This window comes from Alsobacter sp. R-9, from assembly GCF_054612375.1.
In genome coordinates this window covers 109,463-129,480 of the sequence record NZ_JBTSWJ010000012.1, presented here as the reverse complement: position 1 = coordinate 129,480, position 20,018 = coordinate 109,463, and the positions used below count along the sequence as shown (strand labels likewise).

Genomic DNA, 20,018 nt, shown 5'->3' with positions numbered 1-20,018 from the left:
GCATGACGGCGGGACATCAGGGCGCGTCGCCCTTCGGCTTCATAGAAGGCGCTGCACGGCGATCCAAGCCCCGCGAGGCCGGGCTCACCATCGTCGCTGACCGCGGCTACGGCGAACATCGCATCGCCGACCTGATCGCGACGGCCGGTGAACACGTCGACTGGGTGAAGTTCGCCATCGGCCACTGGCGAGTGCTGCCGGAGCGCATCCTGCGACGCAAGATCGAGATGCTTCACGCGGCAGGCATCCGCGTATTCCTCGCCGGCGACGCCAGCGAGGCGGCATGGCTCCAGGGCGACGAGGCGCGCTACCTCGCGGCGGTTCGACAGCTTGGCGCCGATGGCGTGGAGGTGTCGAGCGCACAGGTTCTGATGCCCATCGAGGAGAAGATCCGGCTCGTGTCGCTGGCCAGCGACGCCGGTCTCCTCGTCGTCGCCGAGGCTGGGCGGAAGGGCACGGATCCGCGCCCGACCCCGGAGGGCGGCATCCTCCGGGAGATCGAACGGCTCCGCTCCGCCTCGCCGTGGCGCGTGCTGGTCCAGGCGGAGGGGATCACCGAAGCCGTGGAGGAGCCCCGAAGGGAGCTGATCGAACAGATCGTCGCCGCGTTCGGCCATGAAGGCCTCATCTTCCAGGCGAAGGACGCCCCGACGCAGGAATTCTACGTCCGCACCTTCGGCGCGGACGTGAGCCTCGACATCGAGGACGACCAGGCCGTCGCGCTGGAACTGCTGCGTCTCGGTCTGCGGAAATCGGCCCTCGCGGGCAGGCGGCGTGACGGAGGCAAGGCATGAGCGGCGAAGCACCCCGGAAGATCGCCCCCGGCGAAGCGCTGGCGGAGCGCTTCGCGGAGCGTCTGGTCGCGCTTCGTCCGGAGGATCTGCCGTCCCGCACGATCGACATCGCCCTCAACGACCTTCTCGACGCCGCCGGCCTGTGCGTCGCCGCGCGCCAATCCGACTACATCGCCGCCTTGCTGGCCGGATGGGATGGCGAGGGTCGGTGCACCGCCATCGGTCACGACCGCGGGCTGGACGCGGCGGGTGCCGCGCTTGTCAACGGCACCGCCATCCACGGAGAGGACTTCGACGACACGCTGGAGGGCGCGCCGATCCGCGTCGGGGCCATGGTCATCCCCGCGGTTCTCGCCGCATGCGAACGGCACGGGCGCAGCGGCCGCGACGCGCTCATGGGCATCGTCGCCGGTCTCGAAACGGTGTGCCGGGTGAACCAGGTGGTGCCCGGAGCCATCCACAAGGCCGGATTCCATCCGGTGGGCGTGCTCGGCGCTATCGGCGGCGCCGCGGGCGCCGGGGTCGCGCTCGGCCTCGACGCCTTCCAGCTCGCGCGCGCCCTCGGCATCGCCGGAAGCTTCGCGTCCGGCATCGGCGAGTTCCTGACGGAAGGCGCCTGGACCAAGCGTCTCCACCCGGGCTGGGCCGCTCACTCGGGCTACCGCGCAGCGATGCTCGCACAGGCCGGATTCGTCGGTCCCCGGACGGTATTCGAGGGTCGCCGGAACGTCTTCCGCGTGTTCGGCCGCGATGCGCCAGCGAACCTTCCCGCCCTGCTGGACGGAATCGGCGAGCGGTTCCTCCTCGATGCCATCGCGTTCAAGCCCTACGCCTGCGGGACGATGATCCACCCGTACATCGACTGCATGATCGAGCTGGCGGCGTCGGGCGTGCGGGCCGACGAGATCGTGGAGATCGTTTGCGAGGCCGCGGAGGGGCCCGTTGACAGGCTGTGGGAGCCGCTCGCCGACAAGCATCGCCCGCCATCCGGCTATGCTGCCAAGTTCTCGATGCCCTTCGGCATGGCCGTCGGCTTCCTCGAAGGCGACGCGGGGCTCGCGCAGTTCACCGACGAGAAGGCTGGCGACCCGCGCATCCTGTCTCTGGCCCAGCGCATCCGGTACGTGATCGACCCCGGCAACCCTTACCCCGTCGACTACACGGGTCACGTCCGCGCCACGCTTCGGGACGGCCGCATCTTCGAGATACGGCGTCCGCACATGCGCGGGGGCCGCCACGCGCCGCTCACGCGCGACGACCTGCTCGTCAAGTTCCGCGGCAATGTCGACTACGGCGGTCTGTCGCCCGCGTTCGCCGAGCGGCTCCTCGACCTGTGCCTCTCGCTTCCCCGCCTTCCGGATCTCTCTGCGCTCTCGGCGCTGAGGTCCGCCTGATCTCCGGAGCCGCCATGGACGCGCCGACCGTCTCAGCCGCAAACACCCTGTCCGCCCGGCTCGCCGAGTGGATCTCGGGCCTGCGTTTCGAGGACGTTTCCCAACCCGCGGTGACCGCCGTCACGGCCACTGCCGTCGACACCATCGGCCTCAGTCTCTCGGCGCGCCACGAAAGCTACGCTCGGGCAGTCGTGGACAGCTGCGACGCCGATGGCCCCTGCACCGTGCTCGGCCGCACGCGCGGTCTCGACGCCGGCGGAGCGGCCTTCGCCAATGGCGTCGCCGCGCATGGCGAGGACTTCGACAACACCTTCGAGGGCTGCCCGGTGCATTCCGGCGCGGTGATCGTTCCGGCCGTGATGGCGCTCGCGGAGCGCGATCGGCTCGACGGACGGACCGTGGTCACGGCGATGGCCGCCGGGATCGAGGTCATGTGCCGGCTCGGTCTCGTCGCCAAGAAAGGCGTGCACGCGGCGGGCTTCCATCCCACCTCGGTACTCGGCACGCTGGCCGCAGCCGGCGCCGCGGCGCGCGCGATGGGCCTCGATGCGGAGCGTACCCGCCACGCCTTCGGCATCGCGGGCAGCGCCGCATCCGGCATCATCGAGTATCTCGCCGACGGGTCCTCGACGAAGCGCATGCATGCCGGCTGGGCAGCGATGGCCGGCCTCCGCGCCGCCATGCTCGCGCGGGCGGGCTTCGACGGCCCGGCGACCGTGTTCGAGGGGACCCACGGCCTCTTCAAGGCCTTCGCGCCATCCCTGAAGCCGAACTTCGCGCCTCTCGTCGACGCACTCGGCGCGCGTTGGGTGGCGGCAGACGTCGCCTTCAAGCCCTACGCCTGCGGGACGATGACGCAACCCTACATCGACTGCGCCCTGTCCCTCCGGAGAAACGGGTTAGAGCCGGAGGACGTCGCGGAGATCGTCTGCTCCGTGGGCGAGGGCACCGTGCACCGCCTGTGGGAGCCCCTGGCACTGAAGCAGGCACCGCCGACACCCTACGGTGCCAAGTTCAGCACGCCCTACTGCGTCGCCGTCGCCCTCGTGGACGGCGACGCCGGTCTGGCGCAGTTCACCGAGGAGCGCATCGCCGATCCCCGCATCCGTGGACTGGCGGCGCGCGTGACCTACGTGATCGATCCCGACAACGAATATCCGGCGAACTACACCGGACACGTTCGGGTGACGCGACGCGACGGAAGTGTCGTCGAAGCTCGCCAGGGCTGCCTGAGGGGCGGCGTGCGCGAGCCGATGTCGAGCGAGGAGATCCTCGCGAAATATCATGCCAACACGCGCTTCGGTGGCGTGGACCCTGCGGCCTCCGAACGCGTGCTGGAGGCGCTCCTCGATCTTCCCCGGCAGGCGGACGTCTCGTTCCTCAAGGAGGTCGCCCATGACCGCTGAATCTCCCGCGACCGGCTCCCGGGAGCTCTCCGGCCGCATCGCGCTCGTCACCGGCGCCGCCCGCAACATCGGTCGGGCCATTGCCCTGGCCCTCGCCGAGGGGGGCGCGGACGTCGCGATCCATACCCGGGCAGCTGTGGACGAAGCCAACGAGACCGCCCGGCTGGTCCGCGAGACGGGTGCGCGCGCCGTCGTGGTCACCGGCGACCTCGCCGATCCCGCGGCGGCGGACGCGGCCGTCGGCGAGGCAGTGAAGGCCCTGGGCGGGCTCGACATCCTCGTCAACAACGCGGCCTTGCGGCGCGAAGGGCGGATCGAAACCATCGACTACGCCGCATGGCGGGAGATCATGGGCGCGACGCTCGACGGCGCGTTCCTGGCAACCCGCGCGGCGCTGCCGCACATCCTCGCCCGTGCGGGCACCGGTGGAGGTCGCATCGTCAACATCGGCGGCATGACCGGCCACAGCGGCGCCCCGGAGCGCGTCCATGTCGTGACCGCGAAAGCGGGACTCGTCGGCTTCACGAAGGCGCTGGCGCACGATCTCGCGGAACACGGGGTCACGGCCAACTGCGTCGTCCCGGGCATGATCGACACCGTCCGCGGGGGTTCAAATCCCGCAAAGGCAGCCCATCATGCCGAGCGGAAGATCCTGCTCGGACGGCGCGGACGACCGGAGGAGGTTGCCGGAATGGTGCGCTACCTGTGCGGGCCCACCGCGGCGTTCGTCACCGGGCAGGCGATCCACGTGAACGGCGGCACCTATCTGCCCTAGCCAGAGCCTGCGCCGCCGTCCTGCTGGGGCACGGGGCCCGCGGGGCCGTTTCGCTCACGGCAGATCGGCGGCGCTCGACGCGGCGACCCTTTCGGTCTACGCCTCGCGCGATGACATTGCCCCGGAGATGCTGCCATGTGGCAACCGGCCGAGCGTTATCCCGATCCGCGGATCGAGACGCTGCATCCCAGCTTCGAACGCTATCGCCTCTTCAGCGCCGCGGTGGAGCGGCTCTGGACCGGCAGCCGCTGGGCCGAGGGGCCCGTTTGGTTCGGTGACGCCCGGCACCTCCTCTGGAGCGACATCCCAAACAACAGGATCCTCAAGTGGGACGAGGCGAGCGGTGCCGTGAGCGTGTTCCGCTCGCCGTCCCGCTACGCCAACGGCAACACCCGGGACCGGCAGGGCCGCCTGGTGACCTGCGAGCACGGCGGACGCCGCGTCACGCGCACGGAACTCGACGGCACCGTCACGGTCCTCGCCGACGCCCACGCGGGCCGGAGGCTGAACTCGCCCAACGACGTCGTCGTGGCGTCGGACGGGGCCGTATGGTTCACCGATCCCGTCTTCGGCATTGCCGGGGACTACGAGGGTGACCGGGCGGAGCCGGAACTTCCCCAGAACGTCTACCGGCTCGATCCCGCGACCGGCCGCCTCGACGTGGTTGCCGAAGGACTGCTCGGACCCAACGGACTTTGCTTCTCGCCGGATGAGAGCACTCTCTACCTCGTCGAATCCCGCGCGGTGCCGACACGGCGCATCGTCGCCTTCGACGTGGACGGAGGCTGCCTGAGACGCCAGCGGCTCTTCGTCGACGCCGGCCCCGGCGGCACTCCGGACGGCATCCGCTGTGACGTCGACGGCAACCTGTGGTGTGGCTGGGGGATGGGGAGCGACGCCCTCGACGGGGTGATGGTGTTCAATCCGGAAGGAACGCCCATCGGCCGGATCCGGCTCCCGGAGCGGTGCGCCAACCTGTGCTTCGGCGGGCCGAAGCTCAACCGGCTGTTCATGGCGGCGAGCCAGTCCCTCTACGCGCTCTACGTCAACACACGCGGCATGGCGCCCTGCTGATCAGCCGGGAGAGACCGCCCGCCGAAGAAGCGCGAGCGCCCGCGCCGCCCGGGCTTCGTATCCGATGTTCTGGTACACACTGGCCAGTCTGTTGATGATGGCGATGCGGACAGGTTAGACTCAGCCCAACGAGTGCCGGAGGCACCGTTTCACTGGAGGAGGAAACGATGAAACGCATCCGTGCGATGCTGGTGGCTGCGTGCGCGCTGACACCGGTCTGGGCCCTCGTTTCGCCCGCCGAGGCGCAGGGCATCCCGCAGAACATTCCCCGCAAGGAACTGGTGATCCTCGAGAACCCCGAGGGCACCATCAAGAACGCCGGATGGTTCAACATCTGGGCGATCAACGCCGGCAGCCAGTCGAACGGGCTCCAGCAGGTGGCGCTCGACACGCTCTGGTACATCGACCCCGAGAAGGGGCTGGACGGCGCCTGGGACAACTCGCTCGCGTCGGAGAAGCCCGTCTACAACGCCGACTTCACCGAGATGCGCGTGAAGCTGCGGCGCGGAATCTTCTGGAGCGACGGTGTCGAATTCACCTCCGCCGACGTGAAGGCGACGGTCGACATCCAGATCAAGAACCCGGCGATGCGCTTCTCCGCGGTGCTTGCCAACAACGTTGCGTCCGTCGAGACGCCGGATGCCGAGACGGTCATCTTCAAGCTGAAGAAGCCGAACTCGCGCTTCCACGCCAACTTCACCGTGCGCTGGGGCGGTATCTGGATCCTGCCCAAGCACGTGTTCGAGAAGGTCGAGGATCCGGTCAAGTTCGACTTCAACAAGCCGGTATCGCTGGGCGCGTACACCCTTCACAGCTTCGACCCTGACGGGAAGTGGTACATCTGGCAGCGGCGCGAGGACTGGCAGCGCACGACGCTCGGCCGCTTTGGCCAGCCGGCACCCCGCTACCTCGCCTACGTCGATCCCGGCCCGCCGGACAAGCGCGTCATCGCCCAGCTCAACCACGAGCTCGACGTCATCCACGACATCGCGCCCGAGGGCATGTTCACGCTCGCCAAGCAGGGCAAGTCGACGCGGGCGTGGTTCAAGGGCTTCCCGTACGGTCATCCGGATCCGACGCTCCCGTCTGTCGTCTTCAACACGCAGAACGAGCACTTCAAGAACAAGGACGTCCGCTGGGCCCTGGCCCTGCTCATCGATCCCAAGGCCGTGGTGATGGCCGCCTACCGCGGCGCCGCCACGATCTCCGCCATCGCCGTGCCGCCGACGGGCATTCACCCCGACGCGTACCACTTCCCGATGGAGGCCTGGCTGAAGGACTTCGAGCTCGACACCGGCAAGCGGAAGATCAAGCCGTACGACCCCACCGTCGGAAAGCAGATCGCGGAGATGCTGCGGCCGAGCATGGGCGAGCAGATTCCCGGTGACGCCAACGAAATCGCGCGCGCCTTCGGCACGGGCTGGTGGAAGCCCGATCCGCAGGCCGCGACCGAGCTTCTCGAGCGCGCCGGCTACAAGAAGCAGGGCAACCAGTGGATGGGGCCGGACGGCAAGCCGTTCTCGGTCCGGCTTATGGTCGAGGGCGACCTGCGTCCGGTCATGACCCGGGCCGGCACGATGATCGTGCAGCAGTGGCGGCAGTTCGGCATCGACGCCAAGGTCGACCTCGCCCAGGGCACGCTGCTGACGCGGCGCGCGGCCGGCGACTTCGACAGCTTCATCGGCTGGAGCGTCGAGACCTGGGGCGGCCACAACGACCTGTCCTACTTCATGGACAGCTGGCACTCCCAGTTCGTCGCCGAGCCCGGCAAGCCGCAGCCGCTGCGCAACTGGCAGCGCTGGTCCAACCCCGATCTCGACAAGCTCATCGAGCAGACCCGCACGATCAGCTTCGATGACCCGAAGGGCGTGGAGATCGGCAAGGAGTACGTGAAGCTCATGGTGCGCGAGATGCCGATCATCCCGCTCATGGCCTACAACGTCTTCACCGCCATGGACACGACCTACTGGACGGGCTGGCCGACGGCGGACAACCCCTACGCGAACCCGGTCACGAACTGGGGCAACTCCCGCTACATGTTCGTGAAGATCAAGCCGGCGAACTGACGGCGAGGGCGCCCGTCCCTCGCGGGACGGGCGCCCTGCCCCTGTTCAAGACGCAAGCCATCGGCCGCGCTCCCCTCGGCGCCTCCTGTCCCGCTCCTCGGGGCGAGGCCGTGGCCGAGGCGATGTTCGGCTACTCTCCCCTCCTCGCGCACGGTTCACGATGCAGGGCTATCTCGCCTACTTCGCGAAGCGGATCGGCCAGTTCGCGCTGGTCGTCTTCATCGGCGTGAACCTCGCCTACGTGATCACGCACGCGACGCCGATCGACCCGGTCGAGCAATCGATTTCCGCCGTCACGTCGTTCGGCAACACCGCCCCCGATGCGATCGAGCAGATGCGACGGTCCCTGCAGGAGCTCTACGGACTCAAGGGCTCGCCCTGGGAGCAGTACGTCACGTTCTGGAGCCGCATCCTGCGCGGCGACTTCGGACCGTCCCTCTCCGCCTTCCCGACGCCCGTCTCGACGCTTATCGGCCGCGCGCTGCCGTGGACGGCGGGCCTCCTGATCATCTCGACCCTGATCACCTGGGTGCTCGGCAACCTGCTGGGCGGCCTTGCCGGCTACTACCAGAAGAACCGCAGCCTGAAGGCCATGGGCATCGTCGCCATGGCCCTGCACCCGGTGCCCTACTACATCGTCGCTCTGGCGCTGCTCGTCGCTTTCGGATTTCTCTGGCCGATCCTGCCGATCGGCGGCGGCTCGGCCATGAACCTCGAGCAGGGCTGGAACTGGCCCTTCGTCAGCAGCGTCATCAAGCACTCGATTCTGCCCGCCCTGTCGCTGATCCTGCTGGGCCTCGGCAGCTGGTTCCTCGGGATGCGCTCGCTCGTCTCGAACGTGGTCACCGAGGACTACGTCGTCTATGCCGAGGTCGCCGGCGTCGACAGCCGCCGTATCCTCTCCTCCTACGTGATGCGCAACGCGCTGGTGCCGCAGGTGACGGGCCTCGCCATGTCGCTTGGCGGCATCTTCAACGGCGCGGTCATCACCGAGAAGGTGTTCGGCTATCCCGGCCTTGGCTCGCTGCTGGTCGATGCCGTTTACGCCGGCGACTACGGGCTCGTCCTCGGGGTCACGACGGTCTCGATCCTCGGCGTGTCGGTGTGCGTGCTCGCCATCGACCTGCTCTACCCGCTCCTCGATCCGCGCGTGCAGGTGTCGTGATGCTGGCGATCCTGCGCGACCTCATCCGCTACAACATCGAGTTCCGCATCGGCATCGTGCTGGTCGGCGTCGTGCTCGTGATGGCGGGCCTGTCCTTCGTCTCGCCCTATTCGCCCGTCGACGTCTACGTGGTGGCGCCCGACGTGCCGCCGTCCGCAGCACACTGGTTCGGCACCACGTCGCGCGGGCAGGACGTCTTCTGGCAGCTCACCTTCGCGCTGCGCAACACGCTCGCCTTCGGCTTCGTGGTCGCGATCCTCTCCCGCGTCATCTCGCTCGTCGTCGGCCTGCTCTCCGGGTACAAGGGTGGCTGGGTGGACCGGGCGCTGATGTCGCTGAACGACACCTTCATCGTCATCCCGCTCTTCCCCATCCTGATCCTGTTCTACTTCGTGCTGCGCGACGCCATGTCGTGGGCGCTGCTCGCCGTCATCATGGCCTGCCTGGGCTGGGCCTACGACGCACGCCTGATCCGGTCCGTCGCGATGAGCCTGAAGACGCGCGAGTTCACGCAGACGAGCGTGTTCTCCGGCATGACGACGCGCGAGATCCTGGTTCGTGAGCACCTGCCCTACGTCATGCCGATCGTCTTCTCGACGACGATGAACAACATGAACTGGTCGATCGGCCTGGAGGTGACGCTGTCGGTGCTCGGCTTCACCGATATCAACACGCCGACCATCGGCGGCATGATCTACTGGGCCAACCAGCACACGGCGATCGTCGCGGGCATCTGGTGGTGGATCGCCTTCCCGGTCATCTTCGTCGTCATGGCCTTCGTCGGGCTCTACCTGCTCGCCGTGTCGATGAACGAGTACATCGATCCCCGGAGCCGGCTGGCGCGGGTCGGGGGAGGCGGGGCATGAGCGCGCCGGTTCAGGTTCAAGCCCCAACGGTCGCGGAAACTCAGCCGGTGCTGCGCGTGCGCGATCTGCAGGCGCATTTCCGCACCCGCTACTTCGGCGTGAACCGCGACGTGAAGGCGGTGGACGGGATCACCTTCGACGTCCGCCGCAACGAGATCTACGGTCTCGCCGGCGAGTCCAGTTCCGGCAAGACCACGCTCATCAAGACGGTGGCCGGACTCATCAAGCCGCCGCTCGAAATGGTGGGCGGAACGATCGAGTTCTCGTTCCTCAAGGGGACCGCAGGCCTGCACGCAGCGCCTCCAGAGGAGGCCGCGCGCGTCCGCTGGAAGCATCTCTCCTACATCATGCAGGGGTCGATGAACGTGCTGAACCCGCTGCGGCGGATCAGGAGCACGTTCCGCGACTTCGCTGCCCGGCACATGGGTGGCCCCGGCACCGGCTTCGACACGGCTGTCCGCGACCACCTCGCGCGCGTTCGCCTCGACCCGTCGGTGCTGCAGGCCTACCCGCACGAGCTCTCGGGCGGGATGCGTCAGCGCGTCACCATCGCGCTCGCGACGATCTGCCGGCCGGACTTCATCATCGCGGACGAACCCACGACGGCGCTCGACGTGCTGGTGCAGAAGGACGTGCTGGGCATGCTGCGCGGCATCCAGCGGGAGATGCAGTCGTCGGTCCTGTTCGTCACCCACGACATGGGCGTGCACGCCCACCTCACCGACAGGCTCGGCATCATGTATGCGGGTCGCCTCGTCGAGGAGGCGCCGACCCGGGAACTCTTCGCCCGGCCGCTCCATCCCTACGCGAAGCACCTCATCGCCAGCCTGCCGCGGATCGGGGACGACACGCCCCGCAAGGGACTGGAAGGGAGCCCGCCCAGCCTCGCCGACCCGCCGTCCGGCTGCCGGTTCCACCCGCGCTGCCCGATCGCCATGGATGTCTGCCGTTCCGCGGTGCCGCGCATGGTCGAGGAACGGCCCGGTCACCGAGTCGCCTGCCACGCCGTCAGCGGGGAGCGCGCGCTGTGACCACGCTCCTCTCCGTCGAGAACGTCTCGAAGGTCTTCACCCGCGGGGGGCTCCTCTCGCGCCGCCGCGTCGATGCCGTCCGCGAGGTGAGTTTCGAGGTCGGGGCGTCCAGACCCGAAATCTTCACGGTCATCGGCGAGTCGGGCTCCGGCAAATCGACCCTGGCCCGGATGATTCTCGGTCTGCACCAGCCGACGAGCGGCCGGATCCTGCTGGAAGGGAATGATATCGCCACCATTGCGGGCGCCGCGGCACGGCATGCCTTCATGGCCCGCGTGCAACCGATCTTCCAGAACCCGTTCGAGGCGTTCAATCCGCTGAAGCGGCTCGACCACTACCTCTTCTTGACGGCGCGCCGTTTCGCCGGCGCGGCCTCGGCAGGCGAGGAGGAGGCGCTTGCCGACAAGGCGCTGAAGCAGGTCGGCCTCTCCCTGGCGGAAGCCCGCGGGCGCTTTCCTCACGAACTCTCGGGCGGGCAGCTGCAGCGCATCGCCATCGCCCGGGCCCTGATCTCGCAGCCCAGGCTCATCGTCGCCGACGAGCCGGTGTCCATGGTCGACGCCTCGCTGCGGATGGCCATCGTCAACCAGTTCCGTGCACTGCGCGACGACCTCGGCATCTCGATCATCTACATCACGCACGACCTCGCCACCGCCTATTACATCAGCGACCGGCTGATCATCATGCAGAAGGGCGAGGTGGTGGAATCCGGCGACGCCCGCACCGTGCTCGCCGCGCCCCGACATCCCTATTCGCGGCAGCTGCGCGAGGCCGTGCTCCTGCCCGACACGGTCACGGTGGCTGACGCGCCATGACCCCTTCCCTCCCTCGAGCCCGCCGGAGCCTGCCATGAGACGAGCCACCGTGATGTTCGACCGCGATTTCGCGATCGGCCGCACCGATCCGCGCCTGTTCGGCGCCTTCGTCGAGCACCTCGGCCGCTGCGTCTACGGCGGCATCTTCGAGCCGGGCCATCCGACCGCCGACGAACGCGGGTTCCGGCGCGACGTGCTGGCACTCGTCAAGGAGCTCGGCCCCACGATCATGCGCTACCCCGGGGGCAACTTCGTCTCCGGCTACAACTGGGAGGACGGGGTTGGTCCCGTCGAGAAGCGGCCGAAGCGCCTCGACCTCGCCTGGTTCACCACCGAGCCGAACACCTTCGGCACCAACGAGTTCGTGGACTGGTGCCGCGCGGCGGACGTCGAGCCGATGCTTGCCGTGAACCTCGGTACGCGGGGCGGCGATGCGGCGCGCAACCTCGTCGAGTACTGCAACCATCCCGGCGGAACCGCGTGGTCGGACCTGCGCCGCTCCCATGGATGGGAGAAGCCGCACGGGATCAAGTTCTGGTGCCTGGGCAACGAGATGGATGGCCCTTGGCAGATGGAATACAAGACCGCCACGCAGTACGGCCTCGTGGCCAAGGAAGCGGCCAAGATGATGCGCTGGATCGATCCCAGCATTGAGCTTGCCGCCTGCGGATCCTCCGGCCGCAACATGCCGACCTTCGGACGCTGGGAGGACGAGGTCCTCGAGCACACCTTCGAGCATGCCGAGTACATCTCGCTGCACACCTACCTGAACAACTATGCCGGCGACACGGGCGGCTTCCTCGCGTCTCCCGACATCATGGACCAGTTCATCGAGGAGGTCGTGGCGATCGCCGACGGCGTCGCGGCGCGCCGCCGGTCGAACCGCCGGATCATGCTGAGCTTCGACGAGTGGAACGTCTGGTACCGGACGCGCCGCCGGCGGGAGGATCGCGTCAAGGAGGGTTGGCCCATCGCGCCGCCGATCCTCGAGGAAATCTACACCATGGAGGATGCGCTCGCCTTCGGTGGCGCGGTGATCTCCCTGCTCAACCACGCCGACCGGGTGAAGGCGGCCTGCCTGGCGCAGCTCGTCAACGTCATCGCACCGATCATGACGGAGACCGGCGGACCCGCGTGGCGCCAGACGATCTTCTGGCCCTTCGCCCAGATGAGCCGGCTCGGGCGTGGCAGCGTGCTGCGCACGCGCGTCGAGTCCGAGACCTACGCTGCGAGCTACTACGACCCGCGCGGCGCGCAGGACCTCTACTTCCCCATGCCGAACACGCCCTACCTGAAGGTCTCGGCCGTGGCCTCGGACGACGGGGGTGTCGCCCTGTTCCTGCTGAACCGCGACCTGACCCAGGAGCTCGACGTCTCGATCGACGCCCGGAACTTCGGACGCCTCGCGGTCGCGGAAGCGACCGAGCTGCGCCACGACGACCTGAAGGCGGTCAACACCAAAGACCGGCCCGACGCGGTCTCGCCGGTGACGACGCGCGACGTCACAGTCGACGGGGGAAACGTGCGGGCCCGGCTGAAGCCAGCTTCGTGGACAGTCGTGAAGCTCGCGGCACAATAAGGTATGGAGCCGGTGCGCCCGAACGGGCGGGCGCACCCGCGGGGGACGAAATGCTGGACCGGCAGGACAGGCGACCGGCAACGACGGGACGCCGGAAGCAGGCCAAGGCGACCGAGGAGGCCAAGCACGGCCGCCGCTTCCTCGTCGTCAATCCGGAGCGCCAGTTCGGCGTGCTGCGCGGACTGGCGTCCCCGGTCCGCGTCAGGATCCTGCGGCTCCTGCGCGAGCAGGGGCCGCTCAATGTCAACCAGATCGCCGATGCGCTGGGCCTGCCGCAGTCGACCATCGCCGCCAACGTTCAGATCCTGGAGGAGTCGGAACTCATCGACACCACCGTGGGCAAGGCGACAAAGGGGCAGCAGAAGGTCTGCACGGCCCGTTTCGACGAGATCGTCGTCCGGCTGGATCCCGAGCCCACGAACCGCGACCAGAACGTCATCGAGGTCGAGATGCCGCTCGGCCTCTACACGAGCTGCAACGTGTCGGCGCCGTGCGGCCTGTGCTCGACGGAGAGCATCATGGGTGTGCTCGACGTCCCGGACTTGTTCCTCGATCCCTGCCGCGTCCAGGCGGCCCTGATCTGGTTCGGAAGGGGACACGTCGAGTACAAGTTCCCCAACAATGCCAAAGTGCTGAACAAGCCGGTCGAGTCGCTCGAGTTCATCATGGAGCTCTCGTCGGAGGTGCCGGGCACCAACACCAACTGGCCCTCGGACATCAGCCTGTGGGTGAACGAGGTGAAAGTCGGGACCTGGACGTCACCCGGCGACTACGGCGACCGCCGCGGCACCTACACGCCGCGGTGGTGGAAGCTGGAGGGTTCTCAGTACGGGATCCTGACGCGCTGGACGATCGACGCCCGCGGAACGTGGCTGGCAGGCGAAAAGCTGAGCGACGTCACCATCGACCGCCTCCGGCTGCCGGAGCACCACTCGATCCGCATGCGCATCGGCATCGACGACGACGGAAGCCGTCCCGGCGGCGTCAACATCTTCGGCCGGGGGTTCGGCAATCACAACCAGGATATCGTGATGCGACTGAACCTGCGGAGTCCCGGCTAGCGGGACTGCGCGACCCTCTCGGCGAGCGTGATGCTGGCCAGCGCGAGGGATCATCTCCGCCATGACGTCGCGCAGCGAGATTTTCCGGCATCCACGATCGCAGATCCGTCGCGATCCCGCGCCCGGAAAGCCCAGAGGGTCGGCATTGTGCCGCCCGCGCCGTACACCAGCGGGCAGGGCGGGAAGGATGGCCGACGATCTCGATCGCACGGGCCGCCACCCGGCACCTCGCGGCGTCGGTATCGCCCGGCCCGCCAAGGAAGCCTCCTTCTGAAGGAGCTCAATCGCAGCCACTGGACGCTCGGCAAGGACTCCAGTAGGGTGTCTTACCGATGAGAAGCTTTGGAAACCACCAGTGAACTCAGTGGCCTCACCCTTGGGCATCAAGGACGAAGTCGCGGCGCTGAAGCGTGAGCGGACCATTGCGGCCGCAGTCGAGCTGTTCTACGAACGGGGCTACGAGAACACGACCCTCGACGCCGTGGCCGAACAGCTCGGCGTCACCAAGCCGTTCATCTACGCCTACTTCAGCTCCAAGTCCGAGCTGCTTGCAGAGATCTGCGGACGCGGGATCAACTCGTCGCTGGCCGCCGTCGACGCGGCACTCGCCCTGGGCCAGAAGCCGACCGAGACACTCCAGCGACTGTCCGAAAGCTTCGTCGCGTCGGTGCTGGACAACCAGAAGCACATCGCCGTGCTGACTCGCGAGGAAAAGAACCTCGAACCGGCAGCCTATGCTCGCATCAACGAGAAGCGGCGGGAGTTCGACCGCAAGCTGACGGCACTCCTCCAGAAGGGCGTGGACAGCGGCGAGTTCGATGTCGCCGATCCCCATCTCGCCGCGCTCGCGATCGGAGGCCTCGTGAGCTGGGCCTATGTCTGGTACCGCCCGTCCGGACGCCTTGGCGTCCGCGACCTGTCAGCCGAGATGGCGAAGCTCATCCTCGCCCTAGCCGGCGCGAGAACGAAGCCTCGCCGCTCACGGACAAGGGCCTGACGCTTGCCGCGATTGCATCGCCGGAGTGGTGACCGGCGTCAGCCGGCCCGTTCGATTGCCAGCGCGATGCCCTGCCCACCGCCGATGCACATCGTGCAAAGGGCCCGCCGGCCACCGGTGCGCTCAAGCTCGTAGAGGGCCTTGACCAGAATGATCGCGCCCGTGGCCCCCACGGGATGACCGAGGGCGATCGCTCCACCGTTTGGATTGACCTTGGCTGCGTCGAAGCGAAGTTCCTTGCTCACGGCACAGGCCTGGGCGGCGAAGGCCTCGTTCGACTCGATCACGTCGAAGTCGTCCACCCTGAGCTTGAGCTTTTCCATCAGGGCCCGCACCGCGGGAACGGGGCCGATGCCCATCTCCGACGGCTCGACGCCGGCAAAGGCATAGCCCGTGATCCGGCCGAGCGGAGCGCGTCCCAGCGCTTGCGCACGCTCTTCCGTCATCAGCACGACCGCTGCCGCGCCGTCGTTGATGCCGGACGCATTGCCGGCCGTCACCGTGCCGTCCTTCTTGAACACCGGACGCAGGCCCGCCAGGGTCTCTTCCGTCGTACCGCGCTTCGGGTGCTCGTCCTCGGCGAACATCACCGTTTCCCGGCCCTTGCGCACCTCCACGCCGAGGATCTGCGAACGGAAGCGACCGGCGTCGATGGCTTCGGTCGCCCGCCTCTGGCTCTCGGCCGCAAACCGGTCCTGCGCCTCCCGTGTGATGCCGTGCCTTGCCGCCACATTCTCGGCCGTAACCCCCATATGGCCCGCGCCGAACGGATCGGTGAGCGCATTGACGAGCATGTCGACGAAGGAGAGGTCACCCATCTTCACGCCCGTCCGTAGCGCCTGGGTGGTGTGAGGCGCTCGCGACATGCACTCGGCCCCTCCGGCGAGCGCGACCTCGGCATCCCCCAGCATGATCATCTGGGCGGCCGAGATCACCGCCTGGAGGCCGGATCCACACAAGCGGTTCAACGTGAGCGCGGGGCTCTCCTTCGGAATGCCGGCGCCGATCGCAGCCACTCGCGACAGGTACATGTCCTTCGGCTCCGTCTGGATGACGTTGCCGAACACCACGTGCTCGACCGCCTCGGGCGCCACGCCGGCACGGGCCATGGCTTCCGCCGCAACCGCAGCGCCGAGTTCGCCGGGTGCCTTGTCGCGGAGAGAGCCCTGAAAGGTTCCGATCGCGGTCCTGACCCCGCTGGCAATGACGACGCTGCGCATGGGCGACCACTCCCTGACTGGCACCTCTTCGTTCCTACCCGCCGGTAGAACCGGTCACAACCGAAATCCGCCGGGCCCCTCCACAGCAGCAGGACCGTCGATTCCTCTACGGTGCGACGTGTGGGGACGGAACAATATCGCGGCAATCCATGCCGATTGATGCCCGTCATCGACGGCAGGCCCGCGCCGGGCGATCCTTCCGGAAAGTCCGTTCCCCGGAGAAGATCATGCACCCCCTGCACCGCGAGGCCCATCTCATCGAGCGCATCGGCTGGCTTCGGGCGGCCGTCCTCGGGGCCAATGACGGCATCATCTCCACGGCCAGCCTCGTGGTCGGCGTGGCCGCGGCTGCTGCCGGACCGGGCGAGGTCATCGTGGCGGGTGTTGCAAGCCTGGTGGCCGGCGCCATGTCGATGGCCGCGGGCGAGTACGTCTCCGTGAGCTCACAAGCCGACACGGAACAGGCCGACATGGCAAGGGAGCGCCGCGAACTGGACACCACGCCGGAAGCCGAACTGGACGAACTCACCCGGATCTACGTCGATCGCGGCGTGGAACCTGCGGTGGCGCGTGTCGTCGCCGAGCAGATGACGCGCAAGGATGCCTTCGCGGCTCATGTGCGCGATGAACTCGGGATCGCCGAGCACGGTGCCGCTCGTCCCGTACAGGCGGCATTCACCTCCGCCTTCACCTTTGCGTCGGGCGCTGTGCTGCCGCTCCTCCTCGCCGTGCTCGCGCCGCAGCAATGGACCAGCCTCGTGGTGTCGGGCGGGTCGCTCCTCGCCTTGGCCGGGCTTGGTGCACTGGGCGCCCGCGCCGGGGGTGCTGGCATCGTCAGGCCGACCTTGCGCGTCACCTTCTGGGGCGCCGTCGCGATGGGGGCGACCGCCTTGATCGGCGCCCTGGTGGGAAGGGCCGTCTGAGCAGGCCAAGGCCGCGGTGTCTTCGACGCCGCGGAGCGTGATAGCCTTTCCTGACACCGGTCCAAGCGAGGACGTCCGATGGCCAGGCTCAGCTTCCACGGCGCCGCTCTCGGCGTGACGGGGTCCTGCTTCGAACTGGAAACGGGAGACGCCCGCATCCTCGTCGATTGCGGGCTGTTCCAGGGCTCCAAGACCGAGAAGGAGCTCAACTACCGGGCCTTACCGTTCCCACCACGGTCGATCCAGGCCGTCTTGCTCACGCATGCCCACATCGACCACAGCGGGCTCTTGCCCCGGCTCGCAAGGGAGGGCTTCGCGGGCACGATCCTGGCGACGCCTGCGACGAAGGACCTGTGCTCCGTCATGCTCCCCGATTCCGGCCACATCCAGGAGATCGAGGTCGAGCAACTCAACCGGCGAAGCGCGCGTCGTGGAGGGGCGAAGGCGGTCGAACCCATCTACACGGCAGAGGACGCGGAAGCCTGCATGCGGCACTTCAGAACCGTCCAGGCGGGGCGCTGGATCCAGGCTGCGCCGGGCCTGAAGGCGCGGTTCTGGAACGCCGGGCATCTCCTCGGATCGGCCTCCATCGAGGTCGAGGTCACCGAGGGCGGAGAGATGACGCGCATCCTGTTTTCCGGAGACATCGGGCCCGCCAACAAGCTGCTGCGACACGATCCGGAAGGGCCTCGTGAGCTCGACTACGTGGTCTGCGAGGCCACCTACGGCGATTGCGACCGCGAGGACACGTCACCGGACGTCCGACGCAGGCTGCTGAAGGAGGAGGTGCTGTCCGCCCATGCCGAGGGTGGCGCTCTCCTGATCCCGTCCTTTGCGGTCGAACGGACTCAGGAACTGCTGGTCGACCTCGTCACCCTCATCGAGGCCCGCGACGTCCCGGCGGCGCCGATCTTCATCGACAGTCCCCTGGCGATGCGGGCCAGTGCCGTGTTCGAGGCTCACGCGGGTGAAGGCGAGAACGGCGACGCCCTCGTGCGTGCCCTGAACTCCCGCCACGTGCGGTTCACAGAGACGGCGGAGCAGAGCAAGTCGATCGCCCGCACCCGCGGATTTCACATCGTGATCGCGGCCAGCGGCATGTGCGAGGCCGGACGCATCCGGCATCACCTGAAGGACTGGCTCTGGCGCGAAACGGGAACGGTGCTGCTCGTGGGCTTCCAGGCCCAGGGCACCCTCGGCCGCATCCTGCAGGACGGCGCATCGCGCGTGCGGATCCAGGGCGAGCAGATCGACGTAAGGGCCCGGATACGGTCCCTGGATCTTTACTCCGGTCATGCTGACGCACCGGAGCTTGCCGACTGGGTCGAGGCACGCCTCCCGATCCGCCGGAACCTGTTCCTCGTGCATGGCGAAGAGCCGGCAATCACGGCGCTGAAGACCCGCGTCTCCAGCCTCGTCGATGCGGAACGGATCATCACGCCCGGTCTCGATGCGACCTACACGCTGACCGCGCAGGGCGCGGTGCTCGTCGAAACGGGCGAGCCGGGCCGGCTCAGGCCGGACCAGATCGCGCGGCTGGACTGGCACAACGACCTGTCCCGGCTTCTCCTCGACATCGATGAAGCCGTCCGCGACGCTGCGGATGAACGAGTTCGCCGGATCATCATCCGCAAACTGCGCCGCGCCCTCGATCTGGACTGACGCGACCGCAGCACACGTGCCGCCGCCGTTGATTCCACAAGCGGCTTCCCACCCGGTCAATCGTCACGGTCGTCCTGCTCGTCGTCATCGCGCCGCCCGACGCGCTCCAGCGTCGCGGGATTGAACAGGGCGCTTCTGCGCTCGCCGGAAGGGCTCACGCCCCGGACCTTGTAGCAGCCGTCATCCGTGCGGATGGATTGAACGGTCCATCCGTCCTTCTCCAGCTTCGCCTGAAGTGCGTCCCGCGGCTGCCATTCGCTCAGGGCCACGCGACAACGAGGCCCGGCCAGGACCGCAGAAGTGTCCAACATCATCAGCAGCAAGGCCGCGACCGCCGTTCGCTTCACGCCCATCCGCCACCCCTCGCGATCGTCGAGCGGAGAGACTGACACGCCAACCTGACGCCGGCCTGAAGGCCGTACAGGTTTTTCCGCACGCCGTCGCCGTCGGCAACGGGCTATCCTGCCACCGGAGCCGACGCATGAGAATCCTGCTGATCGAAGACGACGCCGTTCTGGGCATGGCCGTGCGCGACCAACTCGTCGCGGACGGTCACTCCGTCGACTGGCTGCAGCGGCTCGGGGACGCCGATTCCGCCATCCGTGCGGCCGTGTTCGACCTCGTGCTGCTCGACCTCATGCTGCCTGACGGCCGGGGCCTCGACTTCCTCAAGGGACGGCGACTGGCGGGCGACGTGACGCCGGTGATCATCATGACGGCCCGAGACCAGATATCGGACCGCATCGCCGGATTGAATGCCGGGGCAGACGACTATCTGGTCAAGCCGTTCGACCTCTTCGAACTGTCGGCGCGGATCAATGCCGTAGGCCGGCGCTACGCCGGCAATCCGAACCCGCTCGTCAGCATCGGCGATCTGGAAATCGACCTTGCGGCGCGGTCCGTTCGCCGGCAGGGCCGTCCGGTCCAGCTCACCGCGCGAGAGTGGTCGCTGTTCGAGGCCTTCGTGCAGCGCCCCCACACCCTGCTGTCCAAGACGCAACTGGAAGAGCGCCTCTACTCGTTCGACGCGGAGGTCGAGAGCAACACGATCGAGGTTCACATCGCGCGGCTCCGCAAGAAGATCGGCGCCGACATGATCGAAACCGTCCGCGGTCTCGGATACCGCCTTGGAACGCCCGGACCGGCGGCGTGACCCGACCCTCGACGTCACATGGAGGGAGCCTGCGCCG

Annotated in this window: 18 protein-coding genes; 16 read left to right on the top strand and 2 right to left on the bottom strand. The window is 68.0% G+C overall.

Translation table 11 applies throughout. The annotated features are described in order from the left end of the window. Positions 1 to 2 precede the first annotated feature (2 nt). From ACX9GQ_RS18920 to ACX9GQ_RS18860, 13 genes are all read left to right on the top strand, one after another. Positions 3 to 794: a phosphosulfolactate synthase gene (locus tag ACX9GQ_RS18920; RefSeq protein WP_459631138.1), complete on the top strand. Its 792-nt coding sequence runs from the start codon at positions 3 to 5 to the stop codon at positions 792 to 794. Next, positions 791 to 2,188 (top strand): MmgE/PrpD family protein, encoded by a 1,398-nt coding sequence (locus ACX9GQ_RS18915; protein ID WP_459631137.1) that lies wholly within the window; start codon positions 791 to 793, stop codon positions 2,186 to 2,188. The genes ACX9GQ_RS18920 and ACX9GQ_RS18915 overlap by 4 nt, the downstream gene beginning before the upstream one ends. A gap of 14 nt (positions 2,189 to 2,202) precedes the next feature. Next, the gene (locus tag ACX9GQ_RS18910; RefSeq protein ID WP_459631136.1) at positions 2,203 to 3,594 is read left to right on the top strand and encodes an MmgE/PrpD family protein; all 1,392 of its coding nucleotides are present in this window, start codon (positions 2,203 to 2,205) and stop codon (positions 3,592 to 3,594) included. Then, entirely contained in the window at positions 3,584 to 4,369 is a 786-nt protein-coding gene (locus tag ACX9GQ_RS18905) for an SDR family NAD(P)-dependent oxidoreductase (protein WP_459631135.1), read from the top strand. The genes ACX9GQ_RS18910 and ACX9GQ_RS18905 overlap by 11 nt, the downstream gene beginning before the upstream one ends. Before the next feature lie 135 nt (positions 4,370 to 4,504). Beyond that, positions 4,505 to 5,443 (top strand): SMP-30/gluconolactonase/LRE family protein, encoded by a 939-nt coding sequence (locus tag ACX9GQ_RS18900; protein ID WP_459631134.1) that lies wholly within the window; start codon positions 4,505 to 4,507, stop codon positions 5,441 to 5,443. A gap of 167 nt (positions 5,444 to 5,610) precedes the next feature. Further along, a complete protein-coding gene (locus tag ACX9GQ_RS18895) occupies positions 5,611 to 7,509 on the top strand; it encodes an ABC transporter substrate-binding protein (protein WP_459631133.1) in 1,899 nt (632 codons plus the stop codon). Between the two features lie 160 nt (positions 7,510 to 7,669). After that, entirely contained in the window at positions 7,670 to 8,674 is a 1,005-nt protein-coding gene (locus ACX9GQ_RS18890) for an ABC transporter permease (RefSeq protein WP_459631132.1), read from the top strand. Next, complete coding sequence (locus ACX9GQ_RS18885) at positions 8,674 to 9,540, top strand: ABC transporter permease (protein WP_459631131.1); 867 nt, start codon at positions 8,674 to 8,676, stop codon at positions 9,538 to 9,540. Before ACX9GQ_RS18890 ends, ACX9GQ_RS18885 begins: the two co-directional genes overlap by 1 nt. Continuing rightward, on the top strand, positions 9,537 to 10,571 hold the full coding sequence (locus ACX9GQ_RS18880) for an ABC transporter ATP-binding protein (RefSeq protein ID WP_459631130.1): 1,035 nt from the start codon (positions 9,537 to 9,539) through the stop codon (positions 10,569 to 10,571). Before ACX9GQ_RS18885 ends, ACX9GQ_RS18880 begins: the two co-directional genes overlap by 4 nt. Beyond that, a complete protein-coding gene (locus ACX9GQ_RS18875; protein WP_459631129.1) occupies positions 10,568 to 11,386 on the top strand; it encodes an ABC transporter ATP-binding protein in 819 nt (272 codons plus the stop codon). The genes ACX9GQ_RS18880 and ACX9GQ_RS18875 overlap by 4 nt, the downstream gene beginning before the upstream one ends. Before the next feature lie 34 nt (positions 11,387 to 11,420). Next, complete coding sequence (gene arfA, locus ACX9GQ_RS18870) at positions 11,421 to 12,965, top strand: arabinosylfuranosidase ArfA (RefSeq protein WP_459631128.1); 1,545 nt, start codon at positions 11,421 to 11,423, stop codon at positions 12,963 to 12,965. A gap of 50 nt (positions 12,966 to 13,015) precedes the next feature. Then, on the top strand, positions 13,016 to 14,026 hold the full coding sequence (locus ACX9GQ_RS18865) for an ArsR/SmtB family transcription factor (protein ID WP_459631127.1): 1,011 nt from the start codon (positions 13,016 to 13,018) through the stop codon (positions 14,024 to 14,026). 364 nt (positions 14,027 to 14,390) lie between these two features. Further along, positions 14,391 to 15,023: a TetR/AcrR family transcriptional regulator gene (locus tag ACX9GQ_RS18860; RefSeq protein ID WP_459631126.1), complete on the top strand. Its 633-nt coding sequence runs from the start codon at positions 14,391 to 14,393 to the stop codon at positions 15,021 to 15,023. A 38-nt stretch (positions 15,024 to 15,061) separates the two neighbouring features. On the opposite strand, the gene bktB is transcribed toward ACX9GQ_RS18860, so the two are convergent. Next, positions 15,062 to 16,243 carry a beta-ketothiolase BktB gene (gene bktB / locus ACX9GQ_RS18855; RefSeq protein ID WP_459631125.1) on the bottom strand — a complete coding sequence of 394 codons (1,182 nt, stop codon included), beginning with the start codon at positions 16,241 to 16,243 and terminating at the stop codon, positions 15,062 to 15,064. Between the two features lie 227 nt (positions 16,244 to 16,470). Between bktB and ACX9GQ_RS18850 the strand changes: the two genes are divergently transcribed. Next, positions 16,471 to 17,166: a VIT1/CCC1 transporter family protein gene (locus ACX9GQ_RS18850; protein WP_459631124.1), complete on the top strand. Its 696-nt coding sequence runs from the start codon at positions 16,471 to 16,473 to the stop codon at positions 17,164 to 17,166. A gap of 78 nt (positions 17,167 to 17,244) precedes the next feature. After that, positions 17,245 to 18,828, top strand: a complete 1,584-nt coding sequence (locus tag ACX9GQ_RS18845; RefSeq protein ID WP_459631123.1) for an MBL fold metallo-hydrolase — start codon at positions 17,245 to 17,247, stop codon at positions 18,826 to 18,828. A 56-nt stretch (positions 18,829 to 18,884) separates the two neighbouring features. Here ACX9GQ_RS18845 and ACX9GQ_RS18840 read toward each other — a convergent pair whose 3' ends face one another. Then, a complete protein-coding gene (locus tag ACX9GQ_RS18840; protein WP_459631122.1) occupies positions 18,885 to 19,181 on the bottom strand; it encodes a PepSY domain-containing protein in 297 nt (98 codons plus the stop codon). A 128-nt stretch (positions 19,182 to 19,309) separates the two neighbouring features. Between ACX9GQ_RS18840 and ACX9GQ_RS18835 the strand changes: the two genes are divergently transcribed. Further along, a complete protein-coding gene (locus ACX9GQ_RS18835) occupies positions 19,310 to 19,981 on the top strand; it encodes a response regulator transcription factor (protein WP_459631121.1) in 672 nt (223 codons plus the stop codon). Positions 19,982 to 20,018 lie beyond the last annotated feature (37 nt).

Coding starts and splice junctions, on each gene's coding strand:
- ACX9GQ_RS18920 (WP_459631138.1), top strand. CDS start 3: ATGACGGCGGGACATCAGGGCGCGTCGCCCTTCGGCTTCATAGAAGGC.
- ACX9GQ_RS18915 (WP_459631137.1), top strand. CDS start 791: ATGAGCGGCGAAGCACCCCGGAAGATCGCCCCCGGCGAAGCGCTGGCG.
- ACX9GQ_RS18910 (WP_459631136.1), top strand. CDS start 2,203: ATGGACGCGCCGACCGTCTCAGCCGCAAACACCCTGTCCGCCCGGCTC.
- ACX9GQ_RS18905 (WP_459631135.1), top strand. CDS start 3,584: ATGACCGCTGAATCTCCCGCGACCGGCTCCCGGGAGCTCTCCGGCCGC.
- ACX9GQ_RS18900 (WP_459631134.1), top strand. CDS start 4,505: ATGTGGCAACCGGCCGAGCGTTATCCCGATCCGCGGATCGAGACGCTG.
- ACX9GQ_RS18895 (WP_459631133.1), top strand. CDS start 5,611: ATGAAACGCATCCGTGCGATGCTGGTGGCTGCGTGCGCGCTGACACCG.
- ACX9GQ_RS18890 (WP_459631132.1), top strand. CDS start 7,670: ATGCAGGGCTATCTCGCCTACTTCGCGAAGCGGATCGGCCAGTTCGCG.
- ACX9GQ_RS18885 (WP_459631131.1), top strand. CDS start 8,674: ATGCTGGCGATCCTGCGCGACCTCATCCGCTACAACATCGAGTTCCGC.
- ACX9GQ_RS18880 (WP_459631130.1), top strand. CDS start 9,537: ATGAGCGCGCCGGTTCAGGTTCAAGCCCCAACGGTCGCGGAAACTCAG.
- arfA (WP_459631128.1), top strand. CDS start 11,421: ATGAGACGAGCCACCGTGATGTTCGACCGCGATTTCGCGATCGGCCGC.
- ACX9GQ_RS18865 (WP_459631127.1), top strand. CDS start 13,016: ATGCTGGACCGGCAGGACAGGCGACCGGCAACGACGGGACGCCGGAAG.
- bktB (WP_459631125.1), bottom strand. CDS start 16,243: ATGCGCAGCGTCGTCATTGCCAGCGGGGTCAGGACCGCGATCGGAACC.
- ACX9GQ_RS18850 (WP_459631124.1), top strand. CDS start 16,471: ATGCACCCCCTGCACCGCGAGGCCCATCTCATCGAGCGCATCGGCTGG.
- ACX9GQ_RS18845 (WP_459631123.1), top strand. CDS start 17,245: ATGGCCAGGCTCAGCTTCCACGGCGCCGCTCTCGGCGTGACGGGGTCC.
- ACX9GQ_RS18840 (WP_459631122.1), bottom strand. CDS start 19,181: ATGGGCGTGAAGCGAACGGCGGTCGCGGCCTTGCTGCTGATGATGTTG.
- ACX9GQ_RS18835 (WP_459631121.1), top strand. CDS start 19,310: ATGAGAATCCTGCTGATCGAAGACGACGCCGTTCTGGGCATGGCCGTG.